The sequence below is a fragment of the Streptomyces sp. NPDC042336 genome (genome assembly GCF_055581985.1).
The window spans coordinates 1-25367 of sequence record NZ_JBVJEA010000027.1 but is presented as its reverse complement, the minus strand read 5'-3'; the positions used below and the strand labels follow the sequence as shown (position 1 = coordinate 25367).

Sequence of the window (25367 nt, the reverse complement as noted above, 5' to 3'; positions counted from 1 at the left end):
GACGGGAATGGAACCGACCGAGAGCGCCGCCGCGGGCTCACGGCTGAGCCTGCGTCGCATGGTGGACGCGTGGCACGTGAGCCGGTGGCTCGGGCAACGCGATGGTGGCGTCCCGCATCCCGCGACGGGCACCCGCGTGCCGCAGGCCGCCGGCCGCGCCCCCGGCCACCTCCACGGCGCGGCCGACCCGGACAGTGAACGGCACCTGTCCTGGCCCGCGTTGCCCGCGGCGATCGTCGCGACCGCCGCCTTCGTCCTGGGCGCCGGTTTCTACCGGGCGTTCAGCGACGGACACGCCCTCTTCCCGGCCGGCACCGTCGGCTGGTCCCTGGCCGTGCTGGCCGGCATCGTCGTCGGCCACCTGGTCATGCTCGGCCGCTCCCGCTGGTGGGGCGGCACCGGCTCGGGCGCCGCCCTCACCCTCGCTGTCCTGCTGCTGTACGGCTGGATTCCGGCCGGCATGGTCAGCCTCACCGTCGTCGTGCTGGTCGGCATAGCCCGCCGGGGCCGCTGGCGGCAGGGCGTCCTGCACGGCGCGGTGGACATCCTCGGCATCGCCGCGGGTGCCCTGCTCCTCGGCGTCTGCGGCTCCGTCCCGTCCGTGGAGCACCCCTGGGACCCCGACACCTGGGGGCTGTACGCGGTTCTCGAGGTGGTGCTGGTCGCCGTCGCCTACCTCGCCGTCACCCGCACCCAGCTGTGGTACCTCCAGACCCCGCGCCCCGGCCTGCCCACCGTCGCCCGCACCGCCCTGGTCAGACACGGTCTGCTCGCCATCGCCCTGCTCGGCATCGCCCCGCTGATCTGCGTCGTCGCCGTCGCCAAGCCGCTGCTGCTGCCGCTGTTCGCCATCCCGCTCATCGCCCTCGACTCCACACTGTGGATCGCCCGCGCCCGCGCCGAGGAGCAGCTGCGCGACCCGCTCACCGGCCTGCCCAACCGGCAGTGGCTTCTGGAGCGCACCTGGACCGCGCTGGACGACGCCGAGCGCATCGGCGCCCGCGCCGCCCTGATGCTGATCGACCTCGACCGTTTCCGGTCGGTCAACGACACGCTCGGGCACCTCGCCGGCGACCGGCTGCTGCTCCAGACCGCCGACCGGCTGCGGCAGGCCCTGCCGCGCGGGGCGGAGGCCGCGCGGCTCGGCGGTGACGAGTTCGCCGTCTTACTGCCCGTCGCCGACTCCACCACGTCGGCGACCCGGATCGCCCGGGGCCTGGTGGCCGAGCTGAGTTCCCCGATGGACCTGGACGGGCTCACCCTGGTCCTGGAGGCCAGCGCCGGCGTCGCCGTCTTCCCCGACCACGCGCTGGACGCCGAGGGCCTGCTGCGCCGCGCCGACGTGGCGATGTACCAGGCGAAGCGGGACCGCACCGGCGTGGAGGTCTACGAGTCCAAGCGGGACTCCAACACCCCCGACCGGCTCGGCCTCCTCGGCGACCTGCGCCGGGCCCTGGACGCCCACGAGGTCCAGCTGCACTACCAGCCCAAGGTCCGCTTCGACGGGCAGGTGGCGGGCCTGGAGGCCCTGGTGCGCTGGGTGCACCCCGAGCGGGGCAAGGTGCCGCCGGACGAGTTCATAGCCATCGCCGAGTCCTCCGGGCTGATGCCCCACCTCACCGAGTACGTACTGGAGACGGCGCTGGGCCAGGTCGCCCGGTGGCGTGCCCAGGGGCTGTTCGTGCCGGTCGCGGTCAACGTCTCGCCCCGCGACGTCCACACCCCCGGCTTCGCGGGCTCGGTGGCCGCCCGGCTCGCCCGGCACGGCGTCCCCGCGGGAGCGCTCCAACTCGAGATCACCGAGCACGTCCTCCTGGAGGACCCGCAGCGTGCGGCCGACACCCTCAACGCGCTGACCGGACACGGCGTCAAGATGTCCCTGGACGACTTCGGCACCGGCTACTCCTCCCTCGTCCACCTGCGCAGGCTCCCCGTCAGCGAGCTGAAGATCGACCGCTCGTTCGTGGCCCGGCTGGCCATCGACAACGAGGACGCCGAGATCGTGCGCTGCACCGTCGACCTCGCCCACTCGCTCGGCCTGCTCGTCGTCGCCGAGGGCGTGGAGGACGACGAGACCTGGGAGCGTCTGCGGGACCTCGGCTGCGACGCCGTACAGGGCTGGCTGGTCGCCGCCGCGATGCCGCCGGAGGAGACCACCGCCTGGCTGCTCGCCCGCGGCTCCCGCGGCTGGGTCCGAGCCGCCGCCGCACTGCCCGCGGCAGCGAGCGACGAGTGACCTGACCACCCCCCCGCCGACCGCGGCACGCCGCCGACCGCGGCACGCCGTCGACCCGTGTTGTGTTGTCTGCTCAGCCTGTCCCGGTCTGTGGTGCGAACCGGTCGATCAGCAGGGCGAGCCGGTGGTCGTGGGCCTCCTGGGGCAGTCGGCCGCTGCGCGTCAGGGTCACCAGTCCGTGCAGACCCGCCCAGAACGTCTCCGTGAGCAGCGCCGGGTCCTCGCCCTCGGCCACGAAGGGTTCCACGGCGCACAGCAGTTCGCCGAACGCCTCCTGGAGCGGTGCCGGGGCCTCGGGCGTGGCGAACGGCAGGTCCACCAGGTGCGTGAACATCGCGTCGTAGAGCGCGGGCCGACGCCGTCCGAAGTCCGTGTACGCCCGGCCGACCGCCGCCGACCTCCCGTGCGCGCCCCCGGCCGCCGCGGCCGACGCCCGCAGGTCCGCCGCCAGCTCCTCGCAGCCCCGTACCGCGACCGCCGCCATGATCGCGCCCTTGCCCTTGAAGTGGCTGTACAGGACCGGCTGGCTGTACTCGATCTCGGCGGCCAGCCGGCGGGTGGTGACCGCGTCCCAGCCCTCTGCCTCGGCCAGGTCCCGCGCGGCCGTCACGATCAGCCGCTCGCGTTCCGCTCGTTCGCGCTCCCGGCGCGTCTGGATCGTCATGACCGCGATTCTAGCAACGCTAGCCATCCTGCCGATGCTCTGCTAGCGTCATTCCTGTTCCTAGCGCTGCTAGCAAGGAGTCGTCGTGACCGTCGCCGCGTACACCCTGGCCATCGTGCTCAACCTGTTCTGCCTGTTCCTCGGGTACCGCTTCCTGTTCCAGCCCGGCCCGTCCGCCGCCGGTTACGGCGTCCCGGCCGACCCCGGTGGCGACGCCGGTGCCTACCTGACGATCAAGGGCGTCAGAGACGGCACGTTCGGCGTGGTGGGACTGGCGCTCCTGGCCTTCGCCGGCGCCCGCCCGGAGGCGTGGTTCATGCTCTGCGTCGCCCTCGTGCCGCTCGCCGACACGCTCATAGTGCTGCGCCACGGGGGTACGAAAGCGGTGGCCTTCGGGATCCACTTCGCCACCGCGGTCGTCCTACTGATCAGTGCCGGTCTGCTCTTCGCGGTCTGAGCGCCCGGTACGGCCCGTCCGTCCAGCCACCCGTCCGCCGTACCGCCGTTCCGCCTCAGGAGGTTCGAGAATGTCGCTGTTCGTTCCCAAGTTCGACGAGTCCGTGGTCGTCCGCGCGGCCGAGGCCGAAGTCGTCGGCCGCGCGCCCACCACCGTGCGCCTGCTGGCCGACAGCAGCGCCACCGGCGGCGCCCTGTCCACCCAGCGCGTCACCCTCACCGCGGGCGCCGACGGCGCCGCGCCGCACTGGCACGACAACTCCGCCGAGATGTTCTTCCTGCTCGACGGCGCCGCCGACGTCCTCTCCGGCGACGAGGTCCTCACCGCGGGCCCCGGCGACCTCGTCGTCGTCCCGCCCGGCAAGCCGCACGCCTTCGCCGCCGTGCCGGGCGCCGACGCGGACCTGCTCATCGTCATCACGCCGGGCGTCGAGCGCTTCGAGTACTTCCGCCACCTCCAGCGCATCGCCCTCGGCGAGGCCACCCGGGAGAGCCTGCTGGAGGTCCAGGAGCTCTACGACAACCACTTCCTGCGCAGTACCGCATGGGACGCGCGGCGCCGCGGAGCCGCCCCGGGGGAAACCGTTTAACGGCCACGGGGCCCGGCCCCATAGGATTGGTCCACACCCACTGGGCCGAATCGGCCGGGACGAGCACCCTGCCCCGGCCGATGTGCCCCGACCACACACTCACCCAGAGGAACGCTGCATGCCTGGCATCACGCGCGAGGAGGTCGCCCACCTCGCCCGGCTGGCGCGTCTGGAGCTGAAGCCCGAAGAGCTCGAGCACTTCGCGGGACAGCTGGACGACATCATCGGCGCGGTCGCCCGCGTCAGCGAGGTCGCCGACCAAGACGTACCGCCGACCTCGCACCCGCTCCCGCTGACGAACGTCATGCGGCCGGACGAGGTCCGTCCGTCGCTCACGCCCGAGCAGGCGCTGTCCGGCGCCCCGGCCCAGGAGCAGCAGCGTTTCAAGGTGCCGCAGATCCTGGGGGAGGAGTAACCGCCATGAGCGACGTCATCAAGCTCACCGCGGCCGAGATTGCCGCGAAGATCGCCTCCGGCGAGCTGACCGCCGTCCAGGTCACCGAGGCCCACCTGGCCCGCATCGAGGCCGTCGACGAGAAGGTGCACGCCTTCCTGCACGTGGACCGCGAGGGCGCGCTGGCCCAGGCCCGCGCCGTCGACGAGAAGCGCGAGCGCGGCGAGAAGCTCGGCCCGCTGGCCGGCGTCCCCCTCGCGCTCAAGGACATCTTCACCACCGAGGGCATCCCCACCACCGTCGGCTCGAAGATCCTCGAGGGCTGGATCCCGCCGTACGACGCGACCGTCACCAAGCGCCTGAAGGCCGCCGACGTCGTCATCCTCGGCAAGACCAACATGGACGAGTTCGCCATGGGGTCCTCCACCGAGAACAGCGCCTACGGCCCGACCGGCAACCCCTGGGACCTCACCAAGATCCCCGGCGGCTCCGGCGGCGGCTCCTCCGCGGCCCTCGCCGCCTTCCAGGCCCCGCTCGCCATCGGCACCGACACCGGCGGCTCCATCCGCCAGCCCGCGGCCGTCACCGGCACGGTCGGCGTCAAGCCGACGTACGGCGGCGTCTCCCGCTACGGCATGGTCGCCTTCTCCTCCTCCCTCGACCAGGGCGGCCCCTGCGCCCGCACGGTCCTGGACGCGGCCCTGCTGCACGAGGTGATCGCCGGGCACGACCCGATGGACTCCACCTCCATCGACGCCCCGGTCCCCGCGGTCGTCGAGGCCGCCCGCAACGGCAGCGTGGACGGCATGCGCGTCGGCGTCGTCAAGCAGTTCCGCGGCGAGGGATACCAGGCCGGTGTCGTGCAGCGCTTCGACGAGTCCGTCGAGCTGCTGAAGTCGCTGGGCGCCGAGATCGTCGAGCTGGACTGCCCGTCCTTCGACCTCGCGCTCTCCGCGTACTACCTGATCGCCCCGTCCGAGTGCTCCTCCAACCTCGCCCGCTTCGACGGCCTGCGCTACGGCGCGCGCGTCGGCGACGACGGCACGCACTCCGCCGAGGAGGTCACCTCCCTGACCCGCGAGGCCGGCTTCGGCCCCGAGGTCAAGCGCCGCATCATGCTCGGCACGTACGCCCTGTCGAGCGGGTACTACGACGCGTACTACGGCAGCGCCCAGAAGGTCCGCACCCTCATCAAGCAGGAGTTCGAGCGGGCCTTCGAGCAGGTCGACGTGATCGTCTCCCCGACGACCCCGACCACCGCCTTCGCGATCGGCGAGCGCGCCGACGACCCGATGGCGATGTACCTGGCCGACCTGTGCACCATCCCCACCAACCTGGCGGGCAACGCGGCCATGTCGCTGCCCTGCGGCCTCGCGCCCGAGGACAACCTGCCGGTGGGTCTGCAGATCATCGCCCCCGCCATGAAGGACGACCGGCTCTACAAGGTCGGCGCCGCCGTCGAGGCCGCCTTCGTGGAAAAGTGGGGCCACCCGCTGATCGAGGAGGCACCGTCGCTGTGAGTGCACTGACCAAGGCCAAGGGCTTCAAGAAGTCCAAGTCCGGTCTGTACGTCTCGATGGCCACGTCGGCGTTCGGCGCCGTCGGGGTCTACAAGCAGATCAAGAAGGCCCGGGGCGAGAGCGACACGCTGCGACTGCTCGACGCCGTCGTCACCGGCGCCGCCGTCGTCACCAACCTCGCCATCCTGTACCGCGAGCTGAAGCGTCTCGGCGACGACGACGTCCTGCTGGGCTGAGAGGGAAGTTTCACCGTGACCACCACGACCGACCTGGTGTCGTACGAGGACGCACTCGCGTCGTACGACCCCGTCATGGGCCTCGAGGTCCATGTCGAACTCGGCACCCACACCAAGATGTTCTGCGGCTGTTCGACCGCGCTCGGTGCCGACCCCAACACCCAGACCTGCCCCGTCTGCCTCGGCATGCCCGGCGCGCTCCCGGTCGTCAACGCGACCGGCGTCGAGTCGGCGATCAGGATCGGTCTCGCGCTGAACTGCGAGATCGCCGAGTGGTGCCGCTTCGCCCGGAAGAACTACTTCTATCCGGACATGCCGAAGAACTTCCAGACCTCCCAGTACGACGAGCCGATCGCCTTCGACGGCTACCTCGACGTGCAGCTGGAGGACGGGGAGACCTTCCGCGTCCAGATCGAGCGCGCCCACATGGAGGAGGACACCGGCAAGTCGCTGCACGTCGGCGGTGCCACGGGCCGTATCCACGGCGCCTCGCACTCCCTCCTCGACTACAACCGCGCCGGCATCCCGCTCATCGAGATCGTCACCAAGCCGATCGAGGGAGCCGGCGAGCGGGCCCCCGAGGTCGCGCGGGCGTACGTCCGCGAGCTGCGCGAACTCATCCGTGCCCTCGGCGTGTCCGAGGCCCGCATGGAGATGGGCCAGATGCGCTGCGACGTGAACCTGTCGCTGCGCCCGCACGGCCGGGAGAAGTTCGGCACCCGCAGCGAGACCAAGAACGTCAACTCGCTGCGCTCCGTCGAGCGTGCCGCCCGCTTCGAGATCCAGCGGCACGCCGCCGTGCTGAACGGCGGCGGCACGATCATCCAGGAGACCCGCCACTTCCACGAGGACACGGGGTCCACCACCTCCGGCCGGGTGAAGGAGGAGGCCGAGGACTACCGGTACTTCCCCGAGCCCGACCTGGTGCCCGTGGCCCCCTCGCGCGAGTGGGTCGAGGAGATCCGGTCCGCGCTGCCCGAGCTGCCGCTGGTGCGCCGCAACCGGCTCCGCGAGGAGTGGGGCATCTCCGGCAACGACATGCAGTCCATCCTCAACGCCGGAGCCCTCGACCCGATCGTCGCCACGATCGACGCCGGTGCCGACGCCGCCTCCGCCCGCAAGTGGTGGATGGGCGAACTGGCCCGCAGCGCCAACGAGTCGGGCAAGGCGCTGGACGAGCTGGCGATCACGCCGGTCCAGGTCGCCCGCGTCGCCGAACTGGTCACGAAGGGCGAGCTGAACGACAAGCTGGCCCGCCAGGTCATCCTGGGCGTGCTCGCCGGTGAGGGTACCCCGGACGAGGTCGTGGACAAGCGCGGCCTGAAGGTCGTCTCCGACGAGGGCGCGCTGACCGCCGCCGTCGACGAGGCCATCGCCGGCAACCCGGGCGTCGCGGACAAGATCCGCGGCGGCAAGGTGGCCGCGGCCGGTGCCCTGGTCGGCGCGGTCATGAAGGCGACCCGGGGTCAGGCGGACGCGGCCCGCGTCAAGGAGCTGATCCTGGAGAAGCTGGGCGTGTCCGAGGGCTGAGACCCGCGACTCCCGAACACCCGTGAGCCCTGGGGGGACGCGCCGACCGTGGCGCGTCCCCCCAGGGCCGTTGTTGTGAATAAGACCACTAAGTCCGCAAAGGATCACTTCTGGCTGCAAGAGTGATTCCGCATTGCTCATGCGTTCTTTGCGGGCCGTTCGCACCATGGACGACCGTTTCCGGTTTTTCCGGTAATTTCCGGTGTTCCCGGTCAAAGATCCACAATCAGACACCCTGGGAGCACGTTCGTGGCAGCCCTCGTACGCTGGTGTGTTCGACGTCGCCTCGTAGCCGTCCTGCTCTGGCTGCTCGCCTTCGGCGGCGTGGCCGCGGCCGCCACGGTCACCGGCTCCGCGTACTCCAACGACTACGGGATCCCCGGCACCGGCTCCGACCGCGCCTCCCAGCTGCTCGAATCCCGCTTCCCCGACCTCGGCGGCGACAGCGACACGATCGTCTGGCACACCACGAACGGCACCGTCCGCGCGGCCGACGTCGAACAGACCATGACCCGCACCCTGGACCGCGTCGCGGACCTGCCGGGGGTGGCCTCGGTCACCAACCCGTACCACGACGCCGACTCGCCCCTGATCAGCGAGAACGCCGACACCGCGTACGCCACCGTCACCTTCGAGGCCGCCTCCCAGGACATCGACCCGGGCCAGGCGCGGGCCGTGGTCGACACCGCCGAGGCGGCCGAGGGCGACGGACTCCGCATCGAACTGGGCGGCAGCGCCATAGCGCTCACCGAGTCCGGCGGCGGCCACCTCGCCGAGGCCGTCGGCGTGGCCGTGGCCGCGGTGGTCCTGTTCCTCGCCTTCGGCACCGTCGCCGCGGCGCTGCTGCCCATCGCCACCGCGCTGGTCTCCGTCGGCACCGCCTACGCCGGCATCACCCTCCTCGGCCACGCCATGACCGTCGCCGACTTCGCGCCCATGCTGGGCACCCTCATCGGACTCGGCGTCGGCATCGACTACGCCCTGTTCATCGTCACCAGACACCGGCGCGGACTGAAACGGGGGCTGCCGGTGGCCCAGGCCGCCGCCGACGCAGTGGCGACCACCGGGCGAGCCGTCGTCTTCGCGGGTGCCACCGTGTGCATCGCCCTGCTGGGCATGCTGATCCTCAGGCTGAGCTTCCTCAACGGCGTCGCCGTCGCCGCCTCGCTGACCGTGATCCTCACCGTCGCGGCCTCCGTGACACTGCTGCCCGCCCTGCTGTCGTACATCGGCCCGCGTGCCCTGAGCCGGCGCGAGCGGCGCCGGCTCGCCGAGCACGGTCCCGAGCCGGAGGTGCCGACCGGGTTCGCCGCCCGCTGGTCGGCCTTCGTCGAGCGCCGGCCCAAGCTGCTCGGCGCCCTCGCCCTCGTCGTCATCACCGTCCTCGCCCTGCCCACTCTCGGCCTGCGCCTGGGCACCTCCGACCAGGGCAACGACGCCAAGGGCACCACCACCCGCCAGGCGTACGACCTCCTCGCCGACGGCTTCGGCCCCGGCGTCAACGGTCCGCTCACCCTGGTCACCGAGGTCCGCGGCGCCGAGGACCGCCTCGCCCTGGACAACCTCGACGCCACCCTGCGCACCACCGAGGGCGTCTCCTCGGTGACGCCGGTGATGTACAACTCCGGCGGCGACGCCGCGTACCTCACCGTCGTACCCGAGTCGGCGCCGCAGTCGCAGCAGACCAGCGACCTGGTCGAGCGGCTCCGTTCCGAGGTGCTGCCGCGCGCCGAGGCCGGTACCGCGCTCGACGTGCACGTCGGCGGCGTGACGGCCGGCTACGACGACTTCGCCGACGTCATCGTCGGCAAGCTGCCCCTCTTCGTCGGCGTCGTCATCGGCCTCGGCTGCCTGCTGCTCCTGCTGGCCTTCCGCTCCGTCGGCATCCCCGTCAAGGCCGCCGCCATGAACGTGGCCGCCGTGGCCGCCGCCTTCGGCGTGGTCGTGGCGATCTTCCAGTGGGGCTGGGGGAGCGAACTGCTCGGCCTCGGCAGCGCCGGGCCGATCGAACCCTTCCTGCCCGTGATCATGGTCTCGGTGCTCTTCGGGCTCTCCATGGACTACCAGGTCTTCCTGGTCAGCCGGATGTACGAGGAGTGGCTGGAGACCGGCGACAACCGCCGCGCCGTCCGGGTCGGACTCGCCGAGACCGGCCGCGTGATCAACTCCGCCGCCGTCATCATGATCTCGGTCTTCCTCGCCTTCGTCCTCAGCGGCGAGAGGGTGATCGCCATGTTCGGCATCGCGCTCGCCGCCGCCGTCGCCCTGGACGCCTTCGTGCTGCGCACCCTCCTGGTGCCCGCCCTGATGCACCTGCTCGGCCGCGCCAACTGGTGGCTGCCGCGCCGCCTGGACGCCCTCCTGCCCCGCATCAGCATCGAGCCGCCCGAGTGCCGGGCCGCCCATGAGAGGCTGGCCGCGGCGACGGACGCCGAGGTGGCGGACGTCCTTGCGGAGGAGGCACGGCAGCGGGATGTACGCGATACCACTGGGTGACGACGGAGCCGAGCTGCGCCCCCTGGAGACCTGGCACGCCGAGGAGTTCCTGGCCCACCTGGACCGCGGCCGGGACTTCATCACCGAGCACGTCCCCTTCGGCGCCAAGGCGACCGACGTCGCGTCGGCGCGCGAGGTGCTCCAGGCGTACGCCGACCGGCACGCCGCCGACAGCGGCTTCCTGCACGGGCTGTGGCTGGACGGCACGCTGGTCGGCGGCCTGCTCTACCGCGTCTTCGACGCCGCCACCGGCGTCTGCGAGATCGGCTGCTGGCTGGAGCCCGCCGCGACGGGCCGCGGCCTGGTCACCCGCGGTGCGCGCGTGCTGATCGACTGGGCCTTCGACGAGCGCGGCATGCACCGCGTGGAGTGGTACGCCTCCTCGGCGAACACCCCGAGTGTCAACGCCGCGCGGCGACTCGGCATGATGCGTGAGGGCGTGCTGCGCGAGAGCTTCCCCCACCGGGGCGCGCGCCAGGACATGGAGGTGTGGGCGGTGCTCGCACCCGAGTGGCGTGCGGCACGCGAGGCACGCGCGCGTGCCGCTCACAAGGATCATTAAGGGACCTCTCAGACAGCGTCCGTACGGTGCGAGGCATGGGAACGAAGACAGTGGACGAGACCGGCGTGAAGACCGACGAGCACGAGACGGACGAGGCGGCGCGGCCCACGGGGTCCACCGAGGTCACCAAGGCGGACGGGGCCCCCGAGGCGGCCGGGACCGACACGCCGGAGGGCGCCGACGCGGGGACGGTCGAGGACACGGACGGCAGCGAGGGGACCGGGGCGGGCCCCACCGGCGTCGGCCAGGGCGCGGGCGCCGTCGTCTCCGCCGGCCTCGGCATCGTCTCCCTGACCGGCAGCTGGGTCGGCACCGTGGCTTCCGCGCGCGAGTCGCTGATGGGCCAGCTGCAGACGTCCTCGTCGTCGAACGTCGGCACCCTGATCGAGAAGGGCTACGGCAACGCCTGGCAGGCCACCGCGATGTGGGGCGGCATCTTCGCCCTGGTCGCGCTGATCGTCGGCGTCGTCGTGCTGGCCCGCCCCGCGTTCGGCGCGCCGGGCCGCCCGCAGGCCCCGTGGATCAAGTCGGTCGCCTGGGCGGGCGTCGCCCTCGGCGTCATCGGCCTGCTCCTGGCCGTCCTGAAGTACACGGACGTCCTTCTGGGGCTGCCCGCCGCCGGCTGACCGGGCACTTCTGAGGGGTCTTAGGACGATCACGCGCCCACGGCGCGCGCCCTAAGACCCCTCACGCACGTCTAAGGCCCCACGCGGCGCCGAAGATGCGGAACTTACCCGATGTGGCCCACCCCCCTGGGAGACGAAGGTTGAGGCATCGCAAGCGAGCGGCAAGCGAGCGAGCGAAGCCGAAGCCGGGAACCGAGACCGGCTCTCACCGAGGGACCGAGGGGACACACCGTGTACGAGTACGAGATCCAGCGCTACCGCTCCGCCGAACTGATCCGTCGCGCCGACGAGGCCCGGCTGGCCCGCGAGGTGGTCCGCGCCCGGCGCGCCGCCCGCCGCCAGGCCCGGCACGGCGGCGCCGAGGCGGAGAGCCATACGCCGCGCCGGCACCGGCCCCGGTTCGCCCGGGTGGCGTGAACGGGGGAGCCGGGGAGGGGGGCCGTACGGCCTTCCTCCCCGCTGTCGTTACCGCCGCTGTCCACCTGCCGAAAACCGGTGACCCGCTGTCGTACCCGCGTGCGATGCTCGGGTCCGTGGAGACCAGGTCCGTCAGTCCCGTGTTCGTCGGCCGCACCGGCGAACTGGACACGTTGCACGAGGCGCTCGCCCGCGCGTCCGCCGCCGGGGGGGAGCCGCAGGCACTGCTGCTCGGCGGCGAGGCCGGCGTCGGCAAGACCCGCCTCGTCGAGGAGTTCGCCGCCACGGCGGACCGGCGGGGAGCCGTCGTCGCGCTGGGCGGCTGCGTGGAGATCGGCGCCGACGGGCTGCCCTTCGCGCCCTTCTCCACCGCGCTGCGCGCCCTGCGCCGCCACCTGCCCGAGGAGCTGGCCGCCGCGGCCGCCGGGCAGGAGGAGGAGCTGGCCCGGCTGCTGCCCGAACTGGGCGAGGGCGCCCCGGTCACCGGCGGCGGCCGGCACGACGAGGAGAGCATGGCCCGGCTCTTCGAACTCACCGCCCGTCTGCTGGAGCGCGTCGCCGCCCGGCACACGGTCGTCCTCGTGCTGGAGGACCTGCACTGGGCCGACGCCTCCACCCGCCACCTGATCGCCTACCTGTTCCGCACCCTGCGCACCGGCCGCCTCGTCGTCCTGGCCACCTACCGCTCCGACGACATCCACCGCCGCCACCCGCTGCGCCCCCTGCTCGCCGAGCTCGACCGGCTGCGCACCGTCCGCCGCCTCGAACTCGGCCGCTTCACCCGCGACGAGGTGGGCCGCCAGATCGCCGGGATCCTCGCCCACGAACCCGACCCGCTCCAGGTCGACGAGATCTTCGAGCGCTCCGACGGCAACGCCTTCTTCGTCGAGGAACTCGCCGTCGCCGCCCACCAGGGCAGCTGCACCGGCCTCACCGACTCCCTGCGCGACCTGCTCCTAGTCCGCGTCGAAGCACTGCCCGAGAGCGCCCAGCGGGTCGCCCGGATCGTCGCCGAGGGCGGCTCCACCGTCGAGTACCGGCTGCTCGCCGCCGTCGCCCGGCTCGCCGAGGACGACCTCATCGAGGCGCTGCGCTCCGCGGTGAACGCCAACATCCTGCTCCCCGCGCCCGACGGCGACGGCTACCGCTTCCGCCACTCCCTGGTCCGCGAGGCCGTCGGGGACGACCTGCTCCCCGGCGAACGCTCCCGCCTCAACCGGCGCTACGCCGAAGCGCTGGACGCCGATCCCACGCTGGTGCCCGCCGCCGAGCGCGTGATGCGCCTGGCCAGCTACTGGTACCACGCCCACGCCCCCGCCAAGGCCCTGCCCGCCGTCCTGGACGCCTCCGTCGAGGCCCGCCGCCGGCACGCCTACTCCGAGCAGTTGCGGCTGCTGGAGCGCGCGATGGAGCTGTGGGACTCCGTCCCCGACGACGTACGCGCCACCCTGCGCCCCGTCGACTACACCGAGGTCTACCCTCCCTGCGGCTGCGACCCCGCCACCAAGCCCCTGCGCTACCTGGACCTGATGGCCGAGGCCGCCGTCGCCGGGCGGCTGTGCGGCGAGCGCGAGCGCGCCATGAAGATCACCAAGCGGGCGCTGCGCCTGCTGGACGAGCAGGACGCGGGCGCGGGCGCCGGCGGCCGGGACCCGCAGCGCGCCGCCTGGTTCTGGACCCAGCGCTCGCTGCTGGTCCAGGCCCAGGGCCGCGGCGACGGCTGGCGGGAGCTGGGCATCGCCCAGGAGCTGGTCCGCGGCCTGCCGCCGTCCCAGGTGCACGCCGAGGTGCTGGCCATGTCCGCCAACTGGTCGATGCTCCACTGCCCCGGCCCCGACGCGATGACGGCAGCCGAACGGGCCGTCGAGTACGCGCGCATGGTGGGCGCCGAAGAGATCGAGCTGAACGCCCGGCTCACCCTCGGCGGCCTGATGGTGGACGCGGGGCAGATCGACGCGGGACTCGACGAGATGTTCCAGGTCAGGGACCTGGTGGTGGCCCAGGACCGGTCCGCCGTGGTGGCCCGCAGCCATGTCAACCTGCCCTCGTCCCTGGAGAGCGTCGGCCGCTCCCGGGACGCGCTCGGCATCCTGCGCGAGGGCGTCGAACTCACCCGGCGCAGGGGCCTGCTGGAGTCCGAGGCCTGGGTCTGGGGCAACCTCGCCGAGTCGCTCATCTCCCTGGGTCGCTGGGACGAGGCCCTGGAAGCGGCCGACCGGGCCGGAGCACCGGGCCGCAGCCCCGCACCACGCGGCGGCGCCGCGCTCAAGCGCGCCGCCGTCGCCCTCGCCCGCGGCGAGCGGGCCGAGGCCGCCCGGCTGCTCGCCGAGGCCCGCGCCGCCTACGGCGCCCACGACCCCATGCCGCAGTACGGACTGCCGCTGGCCGCCCTGACCGTCGGCATCGCCGCGGCCGACGGCCGGCTCCCGGACGCCCGCGCCGAACTCGTCCGCGTCCTGGACGCGGGCTTCCCGCCCGGCACCCAGCGCTACGGCTGGCCCCTGCTGCTGTCCGCCGCGGCGGCGGAGGCCGACGCGCGCGGCCTGCCGGCCGCCGAGGAGGGCCGCGCCGACGTACTCGAACGCCTCGCCGATGCCGCGAAGCACCTGACGACGGGCGCCCCGGTCTGGGTCGCCCACGAGCGGTGGGTCCGCGCCGAACTGCACCGCGCGCAGGGCCGCGACACCCCGCAGCTCTGGTCGGAGGCGGTCACCGCCTTCGAATGCCTGGAGCGGCCCTACGACCTCGCCCGCGTCCGGCACCGGCTGGCCGGTGCCCTCCTGGCGACCGGCGGCGAGGACGAGCGCGCCCGTGCCACGGAGCTGCTGCGCCTGGCCCGCACCGTCGCCGACCACCTCGGCGCCCGCCCGCTGTCCGACGCCGTGGCCGAACTCGGCCGACGCGCCCGCCTCACCCTCGGCCGCGCCGCCGAACCGGCCCCCGTGTCCGCCTCCCCGCCCGCCGACCCCGCCGGCGCCCTCGGCCTCACCGGCCGGGAGCGCGACGTCCTGCGGCTGGTCTCCGAGGGCCGCACCAACCGGCAGATAGCCGAGGAGCTGTTCATCTCGCCCAAGACGGCCAGCGTCCACGTGTCCAACATCCTGGCCAAGCTCGGCGTCTCCGGCCGCGGTGAGGCGGCGGCGGTGGCCCACCGGCTGGCGCTGTTCCCCGCCGAACGGCTCACGTCCGGTTCGGCGGAGTGAGGCTTACGCTGTAAGGACGCCGACCGACGGAGGCACGATGTTCAACGCATTCGAGGAACTGTTCTCCCCCGGCCGCAAACACACCCGCGACGAGCAGAACCGCCTCGAACTGACCCGCGAGGACATCGGCGACGGCGACCCCGGCCGCGGCCCGATAGACCTCACCTCGGGCAAGGTCGTCGTGCACGCGCCGGCTCCCGAGGAAGCGGAGCCGGGCACCGAGGGCCCGGCGGCGAACCGATAGGGGTGTCCAGGGCCCGGGTCGCGGAGAATCGCCTACGTCACCCGCAGCTCCAGGATCCGGTCGTCGTCGCCCTTCGCGTCGCCCCGGCCGTCCGTGTTGCTGGTCACCAGCCACAGCTTGTCGCCGCCCGCCGGCGCCACCGTGCGCAGTCGGCCGTACTCGCCCTCCAGAAAGGCCTGCGGGTCGGCCGCGGCAGCCGTCCCCTTCAGCGGGATGCGCCACAGCCGCTCACCGCGCAGCCCCGCCATCCACACGGAGCCCTCGGCGTAGGCGATGCCGCTCGGGGAGGCCTCGTCGGTGCTCCACTGGGCGAGGGGGTCGTGGAACCCGGAGCCCCCGCCCTTGCCCTCCGCCTCGGGCCAGCCGTAGTTGTCACCCGGCTTGATCGCGTTCAGCTCGTCCCAGGTGTCCTGGCCGAACTCCGAGGCGAACAGCCGCTGCTTGCCGTCCCAGGCCAGGCCCTGCACGTTCCGGTGGCCCAGCGAGTACACGGGGGAGTCGGGAAAGGGGTTGCCGGGCGCCGGTTCGCCGTCCGGGGTCATCCGCAGGATCTTGCCGCCGAGGGACTCCTTGTCCTGCGACAGGCCCGTGTCACCGCTCTCGCCCGTGCCCGCGTAGAGCATCCCGTCGGGGCCGAAGGCGATCCGGCCGCCGTTGTGGATCACGCCCTTGGGGATGCCCCGGAAGACCGTGTCCGGCGCGCCCAGCTGCTCACCGGCCGGCTTCTTCTCGTCGTACAGCATCCGCACGACGCGATTGTCCGAGGCGGAGGTGAAGTACGCGTAGACCAGGTGGTCCGAGGCGTAGTCGGGGGAGAGCGCGATGCCCAGGAGGCCGCCCTCGCCGGACGGGGACACGCCGGGCACCTCGCCCAGCTCCGTCTTCTCGCCCGTCTTCTCGTCGACCCGCGTGATCGTGGCCTCGTCGCGGGAGGAGACCAGCAGGTCGCCGCCCGGCAGCGGGGCCAGACCCCAGGGGCTGTCCAGCCCCGTGGCGACCGTACGGAGCACCTTCACGGAGCCCTTCGCCGGCGGCGCCTGCTCGGCGGGCGACCCGGCGGGCGAGGACTGCGCCGCCGTGCCGGCCGGGGAGGAGGCGCCGTCCGCTCCGGACGGGTCCGCGCCGCCGGAGGAGTCGGAGGAGCAGCCGGCCGTCAGCAGGAGAGCGGCGGCCAGCAGGGCCGGCACGGCTCGACGTTGCACGATCTTGGTCCCTTCGACGCGGCGGGTTCTCCTTGTCATACACCGCACGGGCCGTCCAAGTTCCCGATCGGCGAATCCCGAATCCGGGACCTGGTCCCCGACCGGGTCCGGCGGCGGCCGACCGGGGCGGCCGTGCGCGTCACTCCCAGGAGCCCTGGGCCGGCGGCAGCCCCCGCAGCTCCGCCAGGTCCCGCTCGGTCAGCCGCAGCCGGGCCGCCCCCGCGTTCTGCGTCACCCAGCGCTCCTGCTTGGTACCCGGCACCGGCACCACGTGCCGCCCCTGCGCCAGCACCCAGGCCAGCGCCACCTGCGCCGCCGTGACCCCTTCGCCGTGCCGGGCCGCGATCCGGCGCAGCGCGGCCACGATCGGCTGGTTGGCGGCCATCATCTCGGCGGTGAAGCGGGGGTGCCGGGCCCGCAGGTCCTCCGGTTCGAAGCCCTGGCCGGGCGTCAGCGTGCCGGTCAGATAGCCGTTGCCCAGCGGCATCGCGGCCAGGAAGCCGACGCCGCGCGAGACGCACCACGGCAGCAGGGTCCGCAGCGCCTCCGGCGACCACACCGACAGCTCGGCCTCGACCGCGCTCACCGGGAAGACCTGCTGCACCCGCTCCAGCTGTCGGACCGTCGCGTCGTGCAGCCGCGCCCCCGGCCGCCGGGCCGAGCGCGCCCCGACCGCGCAGAGACCGAGCGCCCGCACCTTCCCGGCCCGCACCAGCTCCGCCATCGCGCCCCAGGTCTCCTCGACGGGTATCTCGGGGTCGGCGCGGTGCAGTTGGTACAGGTCGATGACGTCCGTCTGCAGCCGGCGCAGGGACGCGTCGCAGGCACGTCTCACATAGCCGGGACGGCCGTTGGCCACGATGTGCTGCTCACCCACCAGCAGACCGACCTTGGTCGACACGAAGGCCTCGGACCGCCGCTCCTTCAACACCCGCCCCAACAGCAGCTCGTTGGTGAACGGGCCGTACATGTCCGCCGTGTCCAGCAGGGAGGAGCCGAGATCGAGGGCCCGGTGCACCGCCCTGAGCGACTCGTCGCCCCGCTGCCGCGAGGCGCTGTACGCCCAGTTCATCGGCATGCACCCCAGTCCGACGGCCCCCACCGCGAGTGCCGTCGCGCCGATCGTCCTGCGCTCCACCGGTCGTGACCCTCCCTTGTCGGACCACCCAACCTAACCTTTGCCTCTCCGCCCCCTGACATAGCCTCCTGACCATGACTGCTGACGTGTGGCTGCCCATCCCCCCGGACGAGATCGAGGGCCTCCCCGAGGGCCCCGCCTACCGCCACTGGGACGGTGAGGAGACCTTCCCCGCCGACCCGGCCGACTGCGCGTTCTACGTCGTCCCCTACATGAAGCCCAGCACGGTCGGCCTGCGCCCGCTGCCCGAGATGCGCTCCGTCCAGGTCGTCCAGACCCTCTCGGCGGGCATCGACCACGTGGAGCCCGGTCTGAAGCACCTGCCCGCGGGCGTACGGCTGTGCAACGCGCGCGGCGTGCACGAGGCCAGCACCGCGGAGCTGACCCTGGCCCTCGTCCTGGCGTCGCTGCGAGGCATCCCGGACTTCGTGCGGGCGCAGGACCGCGGCGAGTGGCTCGGCGGTTTCCGGCCCGCGCTCGCGGACCGGACGGTCCTCATCGTCGGGTACGGGTCGATCGGCGCCGCGATCGAGGACCGGCTCGTGCCGTTCGAGGTCGCGCCGGTGGTGCGCGTCGCGCGCTCCGCCCGCACCACGGAGCGCGGCCCGGTGCACCCGCTCGCCGAACTCCCCGCCCTGCTCCCGCGGGCCGACGTCGTCATCCTGTCCACACCGCTCACCGAGGCCACCCGGGGGCTTGTCGACGCCGAGTTCCTGGCCCGGATGAAGGACGGTGCCCTGCTCGTCAACGTGGCGCGCGGACCGGTCGTGGACACGAAGGCGTTGCTCGCCGAACTGGAGAGCGGGCGCCTCGCCGCGGCCCTCGACGTGACCGACCCCGAACCGCTGCCGCCGGGCCACCCCCTGTGGCATGCTCCCGGCATAGTCGTCAGCCCGCACGCGGGCGGTCCGACCTCGGCCTTCCTGCCGCGCGCCAAGCGGCTGCTGGTGGGCCAGTTGAACCGGTTCGTGAACCGGGAGCCGCTGCGCAACGTGATCCTGACGACGGGGGCGTAATCCGTTTCGGGCACCCTCCGCGACGCCCCGGATGCGGTGGGTGCCCGCATATCCGCTGGTCGTCACGGAGCGTAGAGAACCTATGTCCCTGAGTGACGAGACTGGTGTATCGTCCGACAGGGGAAGCGCCGCGCACCGTACGGCGCCGGGGATGGACATCTCAGACTGTGAGGGGGGCGACGGGCGATGCACGGCCTATGGACCAACGATCCGACGCGGCGGAGCCGCCGCCGGCGACCCTGGCGCACGACCACCACCACGACCGCGACCGCACGCCGACAGGGTCGGCCCGGCGGTCACGGCGGCCGGCCCGCTCAGCGCTGCCCCCACCCGCGCCGGCCGGGCGACCGCAGAAGGCAGGACCGGCCGGTCCACCGGTGCGTGCGGGACGCGGGAGCGTTGCGGACCCGGAGGCCGCGGTGAGTCCGCCCCCCGTGTCCACGCTGGACGGAGCGCTGCGCGGCCGGCCCTCGGCCGGACCGCTGCTGACCCGGCCGTCGGCCGCCGCCGGCGGACCGCCCCTCGTCCGCCAACTCCTGCTCGCCCTGGTCTGCGCGGCCTACGCCGTCGGTGCCGCGCTCGGCTGGGGTTCGCAGTACGTCGCCAAGATCATGGGCGACTTCGGCCTGAGCGCCGCCGCGGCGGCCGCCGCCGTCTCGTGCTTCCTCTACGCCCGCGGGCGCCGGGTCCGCTTTCGGCCCGCCTGGCTGCTCTTCGCCCTCTCCTCGGCGATGGCGTCCCTGGGCAACCTGGTCTGGGGGTGGTACGAGGTCGTGCTGCGGGTGCCGGTGCCCAGCCCCAGCTACGCGGACCTGTTCTTCCTGTGCTTCGCCCCGCCCGCCATCGTGGGACTGCTGGTGCTGGCCAAGCGGCCGGTGACCAAGGCCGGCTGGATCTGCCTGGGCCTGGACGCCTGGCTGATCGGCGGCTCGCTGCTCACCCTGGCCTGGAGTCTGGCGCTCGCCCAGGCGGCCAAGGCCGAGGGCGGGTCGAGCGTCGCGCACTCCGCGCTCTCGGTGGCCTACCCGCTGCTCGACATCGCTCTCGTCAGCATGGTGCTCGCGCTGCACTTCAGGCGCTCGCCCGTGTGCAGATCCGCCGTCAACACCGCCATCGGCGCCCTCGGCCTGACGGTGGTGTGCGACGCCCTGTTCACCTCGCCGCTGCTGCACAACAGCTACCGCTCCGGGCAGTTGCTCGACGCGGGCTGGTTCGCCGGTTCCCTGCTGCTCGCCTACGCCCCCTGGGCCGCGTCCCGGCGCGGCCGGCCGGCGCTGGACGACGAGGGGACCCGTGGTCACACCCGCGTGGTGCGCGAGCACGTGCCCGGACAGCGCGGCGCAGGTCACCAGCCCGCACCCCCCGCCGCGCCGTCCGCGGCGCCCACCGCCCTGCCCGGGCCCGGACAGGGCGGCGAACGGGGGCGCTATCCGGCCGCCCGCCCCATCGCCGGGTCCCTGGCCGCGCTCACGCCGTACCTCGCGGCCGCCGTCTGCACCCTGGGCATCCTCTACAACGTGCTCAACGGCCGCAGTGTCGACCGCGTGGTGCTGCTGACCGGCGGCACCGTCGTGCTGGCGCTCGTCGTCCGGCAGGGCATCATGCTGCTCGACAACATCGTCCTCACCCAGGAACTGGCCCAGAAGGAAAACCACTTCCGCTCCCTGGTCCAGGGCTCGAGCGACGTCATCATGATCGCCGCGCCCAACGGCATCCTCCGCTACGTCTCCCCGGCCGCCGCCGGGGTCTACGGACGGGCCGCGGAGGAGCTGGTGGGCACCGAACTGGCCGGTCTCATCCACCCCGAGGACCTCGGCTGCGTGGTGCACGAGGTACGCCGGTTCCTGGCCGCCAGCCCGGTCGAGGAGCCCACCACGCGCATCGAGTGCCGCTTCCGCTCCGGAGAGGGCGGCTGGCTCAATGTCGAGTCGACCGTCAACCGGCACCACGGCGGCCTCATCTTCAACAGCCGGGACGTCACCGAACGCGTGCGCCTCCAGGCGCAGCTCCAGCACAACGCCGAACACGACCCGCTCACCGACCTGCCCAACCGCGCCCTGTTCACCCGGCGTGTCCAGCAGGCGCTCTCCGGCCGCCGCGCCTCCGACCGGGGTGCCGCCCTGCGCGGCACGGCGGTGCTCTTCATCGACCTCGACGGCTTCAAGGGAGTCAACGACACCATCGGGCACCAGGCCGGGGACGAGCTGCTGGTCCAGGCGGCCCGCAGACTCCACGAGGCCGTCCGCAAGGGCGACACCGCCTCCAGACTGGGCGGTGACGAGTTCGCCGCCCTGATCGTCGGGGACGGCGCCCGGGACCGGGCCGCCCGCGAGGGCCACATCCGGGAGCTGGCCGACCGGCTCAGGCTGACCCTCTCCCAGCCCTACCTCATCGACGGCAACGAGGTCCGGGTCAACGCCTCCATCGGCGTCGCCTTCGCCGAACCGGGCCTGGGAGCGGGCGAGTTGCTGCGCAATGCCGACCTCGCCATGTACCGGGCCAAGGCGGGCGGCAAGGGACGCGTCGAGCTGTACCGGCCGCAGATGCAGCAGGACGTCGTACGCAAGGCGGAGCTGGCCACCCGGCTGCGTGCCGCGCTGCACGACGGGGAGTTCGCCCTGCTGCACCAGCCGGTGGTCTCCCTCACCGACGGCCGGATCACGTCGGTCTGCGCCCAGCCGCGATGGCGCTCCTCGCAGGGCGTGCTGTTCACCCCCGCCGAGTTCCTGCGGGTGACCGAGGAGGGCGACAGAACCGCCGAACTCGACCGCTGGGTGCTCCGCGAGGCCGTCGAGCAGGCCGCCGAGCGCGCGGCGACCGGGCTGTCCGTGGCCGTGGCCATACGCATCGGCGCCCGCCGCCTGCTGGACCGTTCCATGCCGCTGGGCTCCGTGGAGGCCCTGCTGACCCGCCACGGACTGCCTCCGGGCTCCCTTGTGATCGAGCTGTCGGACATCGACCCACGGGTCGGCCTCGACGAGCTGGACCGCCGGCTGAACGCGCTGCGCAGGGTCGGGGTCCGGATCGCCCTGGACGGCTTCGGCAGCGGCTACGCGGCGATCACCGCGCTGCGACGGCTGCCCGTGGACGTCCTCAAGCTCGACCGGGGCCTGGTCGAGGGCGTCGTGGAGTCCGCTCGACTGCACAAGATCACCAGCGGTCTGCTGCGCATTGCCACCGACCTCGGGCTGAAGTCCGTCGCCGACGGCGTCGACCTGCCCGAGCAGATCGTCGCCCTGCGCGCGATGGGCTGTACGCACGGACAGGGCATGGCGTTCTCCGGGGCCCTGGACGAGTACCGGCTGCGCAGAGCGCTCGGCACCGGTCACTACCCGGTGCCGCACGGACCGGCCGAACCGGCCTTCGCGGGCGGCGGCGGGGTGTACACCAAGGGTGTCGGCGGTCCCGCCCCCGGCCAGGTCGTCGGCGGTGTCCCCTCCGGGCTGCCGGCCGTCCTGAGCGGCGGCACCGCTCTCCGCTCACATAATGAGACTCCCGTCCCACCCACTTGACAGTGAGTGCGCGCCGGAGGGAAGGTCAGTGCCATGCGCACCCGAATTCTCGTACTTGGACAGCGCGTCGGCTGAAGCTGGTGACGTCCGGACCGACCCGGACTCCCGCGACCCACACCCGGCGCGCTCCCCTCGCTTGCCTTATGGCACGAGGGGTTTTTTGTTGCACAGGCACCTGCCGAGCAGCAGCCGAAGATCGCTCAAACCTCGCAAAAACCCTCAGCATCGAGAAGAGAACGCCGATGACCGAGCAGGCCACCGGGGCTCACCCGCAGCCCCGGCCCCGATCCGGAGGACAGTCCGCCCCCGAGCACGTCACGGGTGCGCAGTCCCTCATTCGCTCTCTCGAGGAGGTCGGCGCCGACACCGTATTCGGCATCCCCGGTGGCACGATCCTTCCGGCCTACGACCCGCTGATGGACTCCACCAAGGTGCGCCACGTCCTGGTCCGCCACGAGCAGGGCGCGGGCCACGCCGCCACCGGCTACGCCCAGGCCACCGGCAAGGTGGGCGTCTGCATGGCCACCTCGGGACCGGGCGCCACCAACCTGGTCACCCCGATCGCCGACGCCAACCTGGACTCGGTGCCGCTGGTCGCGATCACCGGGCAGGTGGTCTCCTCCGCGATCGGCACGGACGCCTTCCAGGAGGCGGACATCGTCGGCATCACCATGCCGATCACCAAGCACAGCTTCCTGGTCACCAAGGCCGAGGACATCCCCAAGGTGATCGCGCAGGCGTTCCACATCGCCTCCACCGGCCGTCCCGGCCCGGTCCTGGTCGACATCCCCAAGGACATCCTCCAGAAGAAGACCACCTTCTCCTGGCCGCCGGTCATGGACCTGCCCGGCTACCGCCCGGTCACCAAGCCGCACGCCAAGCAGATCCGCGAGGCGGCCAAGCTGATCTCCGCGGCCAAGCGCCCCGTCCTCTACGTCGGCGGCGGTGTCCTCAAGGCGAAGGCCACCGCCGAGCTGAAGGTCCTCGCCGAACTCACCGGAGCGCCCGTCACCACCACCCTGATGGCGCTCGGCGCGTTCCCCGACAGCCACCCGCTGCACGTGGGAATGCCGGGCATGCACGGTGCGGTCACCGCCGTCACCGCGCTGCAGAAGGCCGACCTGATCGTCGCCCTCGGAGCCCGCTTCGACGACCGCGTCACCGGCAAGCTGGACAGCTTCGCCCCGTACGCCAAGATCGTCCACGCCGACATCGACCCGGCCGAGATCGGCAAGAACCGCGCCGCCGACGTCCCGATCGTCGGAGACGCCCGCGAGGTCATCGCCGACCTCGTGCAGGCGGTCCAGAAGGAGCACGACGAGGGCAACCGGGGCGACTACACCGCCTGGTGGAAGGACCTGTCCCGCTGGCGCGACACCTACCCCCTGGGCTACGACCAGCCCGAGGACGGCTCGCTCTCCCCGCAGCAGGTCATCGAGCGCATCGGGCAGTTGGCCCCCGAGGGCACGATCTTCGCGGCCGGCGTCGGCCAGCACCAGATGTGGGCCGCGCACTTCGTCCAGTACGAGAAGCCCGCCACCTGGCTGAACTCCGGCGGCGCGGGAACCATGGGCTACGCCGTCCCGGCCGCCATGGGCGCGCAGGCCGGCATGCCCGGCCGCACCGTCTGGGCGATCGACGGCGACGGCTGCTTCCAGATGACCAACCAGGAACTGACCACCTGCGCCCTGAACAACATCCCGATCAAGGTCGCCGTCATCAACAACGGCGCCCTCGGGATGGTCCGCCAGTGGCAGACCCTGTTCTACAACCAGCGGTACTCCAACACCGTGCTGCACTCCGGCCCCGACGACGTCAACCCGGACGCCCGCGGCACCCGGGTCCCCGACTTCGTGAAGCTGTCGGAGGCCATGGGCTGCTACGCCATCCGCTGCGAGGACCCGGCCGACCTCGACAAGGTGATCGAGGAGGCCAACTCCGTCAACGACCGCCCCGTCGTCGTCGACTTCATCGTCCACGAGGACGCGATGGTCTGGCCGATGGTGGCCGCCGGCACCTCCAACGACGAGATCATGGCCGCCCGGGACGTCCGCCCCGACTTCGGCGACAACGAAGACGACTGAGCGAGAGAGACCGAAGAGACCATGTCCAAGCACACGCTCTCCGTCCTGGTGGAGAACACCCCCGGCGTCCTGGCGCGGATCACCGCCCTCTTCTCCCGCCGCGGCTTCAACATCGACTCGCTCGCCGTCGGTGTCACCGAGCACCCCGACATCTCCCGCATCACCATCGTGGTGAGTGTCGAGGACTTCCCCCTCGAGCAGGTCACCAAGCAGCTCAACAAGCTGGTCAACGTGCTCAAGATCGTCGAGCTGGAGCCGACCCAGGCCGTCCAGCGCGAACTCGTTCTGGTGAAGGTGCGCTCCGACAACGAGACGCGCTCCCAGATCGTCGAGATCGTCCAGTTGTTCCGTGCCAAGACCGTCGACGTCTCCCCGGAGGCCGTCACCATCGAGGCCACCGGCAGCGGGGACAAGCTGTCCGCCATGCTCAGGATGCTGGAACCGTACGGCATCAAGGAACTCGTCCAGTCCGGCACGATCGCCATCGGCCGCGGCGCCCGTTCGATCACGGACCGCTCGCTGCGCGCACTCGACCGGTCCGCATAACGACGGAAACGGGCGGTCGCGGAGACCGTCGGCCGCCCGTATCCCGAGACCCCGAAACTTCCCTTCCCCTCACCGGCATACGGTGGGACGCAACACCTGCACACAAGGAGAGAACCCAGTGGCCGAGCTGTTCTACGACGCCGACGCCGACCTGTCCATCATCCAGGGCCGCAAGGTCGCGGTCATCGGGTACGGCAGCCAGGGCCACGCCCACGCCCTGTCGCTGCGCGACTCCGGTGTCGACGTGCGCGTCGGTCTGCACGAGGGCTCCAAGTCCAAGGCCAAGGCCGAGGAGCAGGGCCTGCGCGTCGTGTCGGTGGCCGAGGCCGCCGCCGAGGCCGACGTCATCATGATCCTCGTTCCGGACCCGATCCAGGCCGAGGTCTACGAGAAGGACATCAAGGACAACCTGAAGGACGGCGACGCCCTGTTCTTCGGTCACGGCCTGAACATCCGCTACGGCTTCATCAAGCCCCCGGCCGGTGTGGACGTCTGCATGGTCGCCCCCAAGGGCCCGGGCCACCTGGTGCGCCGTCAGTACGAGGAGGGCCGCGGCGTGCCCTGCATCGCCGCCGTCGAGCAGGACGCCACGGGCAACGCCTTCGCGCTGGCCCTGTCGTACGCGAAGGGCATCGGCGGCACCCGCGCCGGCGTCATCAAGACGACCTTCACCGAGGAGACCGAGACCGACCTCT

The 25367-nt window shown here is 72.5% G+C and carries 21 protein-coding genes; 18 read left to right on the top strand and 3 right to left on the bottom strand.

Going from position 1 to position 25367, the window contains the following annotated elements; all coding sequences use genetic code 11:
* Window positions 1-7 precede the first annotated feature (7 nt).
* The gene (gene rmdB / locus ACZ6IM_RS35710) at window positions 8-2236 is read left to right on the top strand and encodes a cyclic Di-GMP phosphodiesterase RmdB (protein WP_052838466.1); all 2229 of its coding nucleotides are present in this window, start codon (window positions 8-10) and stop codon (window positions 2234-2236) included.
* 73 nt (window positions 2237-2309) lie between these two features.
* Here the strand turns inward: rmdB and ACZ6IM_RS35705 are convergent, their stop codons facing one another.
* Window positions 2310-2900: a TetR/AcrR family transcriptional regulator gene (locus ACZ6IM_RS35705; protein WP_052838465.1), complete on the bottom strand. Its 591-nt coding sequence runs from the start codon at window positions 2898-2900 to the stop codon at window positions 2310-2312.
* Window positions 2901-2985: 85 nt separating this feature from the next.
* Here ACZ6IM_RS35705 and ACZ6IM_RS35700 point away from each other — a divergent pair, with 85 nt between their 5' ends.
* The 12 genes from ACZ6IM_RS35700 to ACZ6IM_RS35645 all read left to right on the top strand — a co-directional run bounded on the left by ACZ6IM_RS35700 (window position 2986) and on the right by ACZ6IM_RS35645 (window position 15174).
* Window positions 2986-3357, top strand: a complete 372-nt coding sequence (locus ACZ6IM_RS35700; RefSeq protein WP_052838464.1) for a DUF4267 domain-containing protein — start codon at window positions 2986-2988, stop codon at window positions 3355-3357.
* 70 nt (window positions 3358-3427) lie between these two features.
* The gene (locus ACZ6IM_RS35695; protein WP_052838463.1) at window positions 3428-3946 is read left to right on the top strand and encodes a cupin domain-containing protein; all 519 of its coding nucleotides are present in this window, start codon (window positions 3428-3430) and stop codon (window positions 3944-3946) included.
* Window positions 3947-4064: 118 nt separating this feature from the next.
* Window positions 4065-4361 carry an Asp-tRNA(Asn)/Glu-tRNA(Gln) amidotransferase subunit GatC gene (gene gatC, locus ACZ6IM_RS35690; protein WP_003973500.1) on the top strand — a complete coding sequence of 99 codons (297 nt, stop codon included), beginning with the start codon at window positions 4065-4067 and terminating at the stop codon, window positions 4359-4361.
* A gap of 5 nt (window positions 4362-4366) precedes the next feature.
* A complete protein-coding gene (gene gatA / locus ACZ6IM_RS35685) occupies window positions 4367-5860 on the top strand; it encodes an Asp-tRNA(Asn)/Glu-tRNA(Gln) amidotransferase subunit GatA (RefSeq protein WP_052838462.1) in 1494 nt (497 codons plus the stop codon).
* Window positions 5857-6096 (top strand): hypothetical protein, encoded by a 240-nt coding sequence (locus ACZ6IM_RS35680; RefSeq protein WP_007444751.1) that lies wholly within the window; start codon window positions 5857-5859, stop codon window positions 6094-6096. Before gatA ends, ACZ6IM_RS35680 begins: the two co-directional genes overlap by 4 nt.
* Before the next feature lie 15 nt (window positions 6097-6111).
* Entirely contained in the window at window positions 6112-7626 is a 1515-nt protein-coding gene (gene gatB / locus ACZ6IM_RS35675) for an Asp-tRNA(Asn)/Glu-tRNA(Gln) amidotransferase subunit GatB (protein WP_052838461.1), read from the top strand.
* A 249-nt stretch (window positions 7627-7875) separates the two neighbouring features.
* Window positions 7876-10122 (top strand): MMPL family transporter, encoded by a 2247-nt coding sequence (locus ACZ6IM_RS35670; protein ID WP_469562568.1) that lies wholly within the window; start codon window positions 7876-7878, stop codon window positions 10120-10122.
* Window positions 10100-10684 (top strand): GNAT family N-acetyltransferase, encoded by a 585-nt coding sequence (locus ACZ6IM_RS35665; RefSeq protein ID WP_052838459.1) that lies wholly within the window; start codon window positions 10100-10102, stop codon window positions 10682-10684. The genes ACZ6IM_RS35670 and ACZ6IM_RS35665 overlap by 23 nt, the downstream gene beginning before the upstream one ends.
* Window positions 10685-10719: 35 nt before the next feature.
* Window positions 10720-11310, top strand: a complete 591-nt coding sequence (locus ACZ6IM_RS35660) for a hypothetical protein (protein WP_052838458.1) — start codon at window positions 10720-10722, stop codon at window positions 11308-11310.
* 231 nt (window positions 11311-11541) lie between these two features.
* Window positions 11542-11727: a hypothetical protein gene (locus ACZ6IM_RS35655; protein WP_052838457.1), complete on the top strand. Its 186-nt coding sequence runs from the start codon at window positions 11542-11544 to the stop codon at window positions 11725-11727.
* Window positions 11728-11831: 104 nt separating this feature from the next.
* Entirely contained in the window at window positions 11832-14930 is a 3099-nt protein-coding gene (locus tag ACZ6IM_RS35650) for a helix-turn-helix transcriptional regulator (protein ID WP_469562563.1), read from the top strand.
* A 37-nt stretch (window positions 14931-14967) separates the two neighbouring features.
* On the top strand, window positions 14968-15174 hold the full coding sequence (locus ACZ6IM_RS35645) for a DUF6191 domain-containing protein (RefSeq protein ID WP_052838455.1): 207 nt from the start codon (window positions 14968-14970) through the stop codon (window positions 15172-15174).
* Between the two features lie 32 nt (window positions 15175-15206).
* Here the strand turns inward: ACZ6IM_RS35645 and ACZ6IM_RS35640 are convergent, their stop codons facing one another.
* A complete protein-coding gene (locus ACZ6IM_RS35640) occupies window positions 15207-16415 on the bottom strand; it encodes a PQQ-dependent sugar dehydrogenase (RefSeq protein ID WP_469562560.1) in 1209 nt (402 codons plus the stop codon).
* 100 nt (window positions 16416-16515) lie between these two features.
* The gene (locus ACZ6IM_RS35635) at window positions 16516-17514 is read right to left on the bottom strand and encodes an aldo/keto reductase (RefSeq protein WP_469562557.1); all 999 of its coding nucleotides are present in this window, start codon (window positions 17512-17514) and stop codon (window positions 16516-16518) included.
* Window positions 17515-17588: 74 nt separating this feature from the next.
* Here ACZ6IM_RS35635 and ACZ6IM_RS35630 point away from each other — a divergent pair, with 74 nt between their 5' ends.
* From ACZ6IM_RS35630 to ilvC, 5 genes are all read left to right on the top strand, one after another.
* Window positions 17589-18530 carry a 2-hydroxyacid dehydrogenase gene (locus ACZ6IM_RS35630; RefSeq protein WP_469562554.1) on the top strand — a complete coding sequence of 314 codons (942 nt, stop codon included), beginning with the start codon at window positions 17589-17591 and terminating at the stop codon, window positions 18528-18530.
* A gap of 419 nt (window positions 18531-18949) precedes the next feature.
* Window positions 18950-22042: a putative bifunctional diguanylate cyclase/phosphodiesterase gene (locus ACZ6IM_RS35625; RefSeq protein WP_469562551.1), complete on the top strand. Its 3093-nt coding sequence runs from the start codon at window positions 18950-18952 to the stop codon at window positions 22040-22042.
* Between the two features lie 242 nt (window positions 22043-22284).
* A complete protein-coding gene (locus ACZ6IM_RS35620; protein ID WP_052838450.1) occupies window positions 22285-24126 on the top strand; it encodes an acetolactate synthase large subunit in 1842 nt (613 codons plus the stop codon).
* A 21-nt stretch (window positions 24127-24147) separates the two neighbouring features.
* Window positions 24148-24672: an acetolactate synthase small subunit gene (gene ilvN, locus ACZ6IM_RS35615; protein WP_052838449.1), complete on the top strand. Its 525-nt coding sequence runs from the start codon at window positions 24148-24150 to the stop codon at window positions 24670-24672.
* A 118-nt stretch (window positions 24673-24790) separates the two neighbouring features.
* On the top strand, window positions 24791-25367 hold a 577-nt coding region (gene ilvC / locus ACZ6IM_RS35610; RefSeq protein WP_469562546.1), incomplete at its 3' end, for a ketol-acid reductoisomerase.

What these genes read in the sequence shown, in the direction of transcription:
- rmdB (WP_052838466.1), top strand. Translation starts at nt 8, where the DNA reads ATGGAACCGACCGAGAGCGCCGCCGCGGGCTCACGGCTGAGCCTGCGT.
- ACZ6IM_RS35705 (WP_052838465.1), bottom strand. Translation starts at nt 2,900, where the DNA reads ATGACGATCCAGACGCGCCGGGAGCGCGAACGAGCGGAACGCGAGCGG.
- ACZ6IM_RS35695 (WP_052838463.1), top strand. Translation starts at nt 3,428, where the DNA reads ATGTCGCTGTTCGTTCCCAAGTTCGACGAGTCCGTGGTCGTCCGCGCG.
- gatC (WP_003973500.1), top strand. Translation starts at nt 4,065, where the DNA reads ATGCCTGGCATCACGCGCGAGGAGGTCGCCCACCTCGCCCGGCTGGCG.
- gatA (WP_052838462.1), top strand. Translation starts at nt 4,367, where the DNA reads ATGAGCGACGTCATCAAGCTCACCGCGGCCGAGATTGCCGCGAAGATC.
- ACZ6IM_RS35665 (WP_052838459.1), top strand. Translation starts at nt 10,100, where the DNA reads ATGTACGCGATACCACTGGGTGACGACGGAGCCGAGCTGCGCCCCCTG.
- ACZ6IM_RS35660 (WP_052838458.1), top strand. Translation starts at nt 10,720, where the DNA reads ATGGGAACGAAGACAGTGGACGAGACCGGCGTGAAGACCGACGAGCAC.
- ACZ6IM_RS35650 (WP_469562563.1), top strand. Translation starts at nt 11,832, where the DNA reads ATGCTCGGGTCCGTGGAGACCAGGTCCGTCAGTCCCGTGTTCGTCGGC.
- ACZ6IM_RS35645 (WP_052838455.1), top strand. Translation starts at nt 14,968, where the DNA reads ATGTTCAACGCATTCGAGGAACTGTTCTCCCCCGGCCGCAAACACACC.
- ACZ6IM_RS35640 (WP_469562560.1), bottom strand. Translation starts at nt 16,415, where the DNA reads ATGACAAGGAGAACCCGCCGCGTCGAAGGGACCAAGATCGTGCAACGT.
- ACZ6IM_RS35630 (WP_469562554.1), top strand. Translation starts at nt 17,589, where the DNA reads ATGACTGCTGACGTGTGGCTGCCCATCCCCCCGGACGAGATCGAGGGC.
- ACZ6IM_RS35620 (WP_052838450.1), top strand. Translation starts at nt 22,285, where the DNA reads ATGACCGAGCAGGCCACCGGGGCTCACCCGCAGCCCCGGCCCCGATCC.
- ilvN (WP_052838449.1), top strand. Translation starts at nt 24,148, where the DNA reads ATGTCCAAGCACACGCTCTCCGTCCTGGTGGAGAACACCCCCGGCGTC.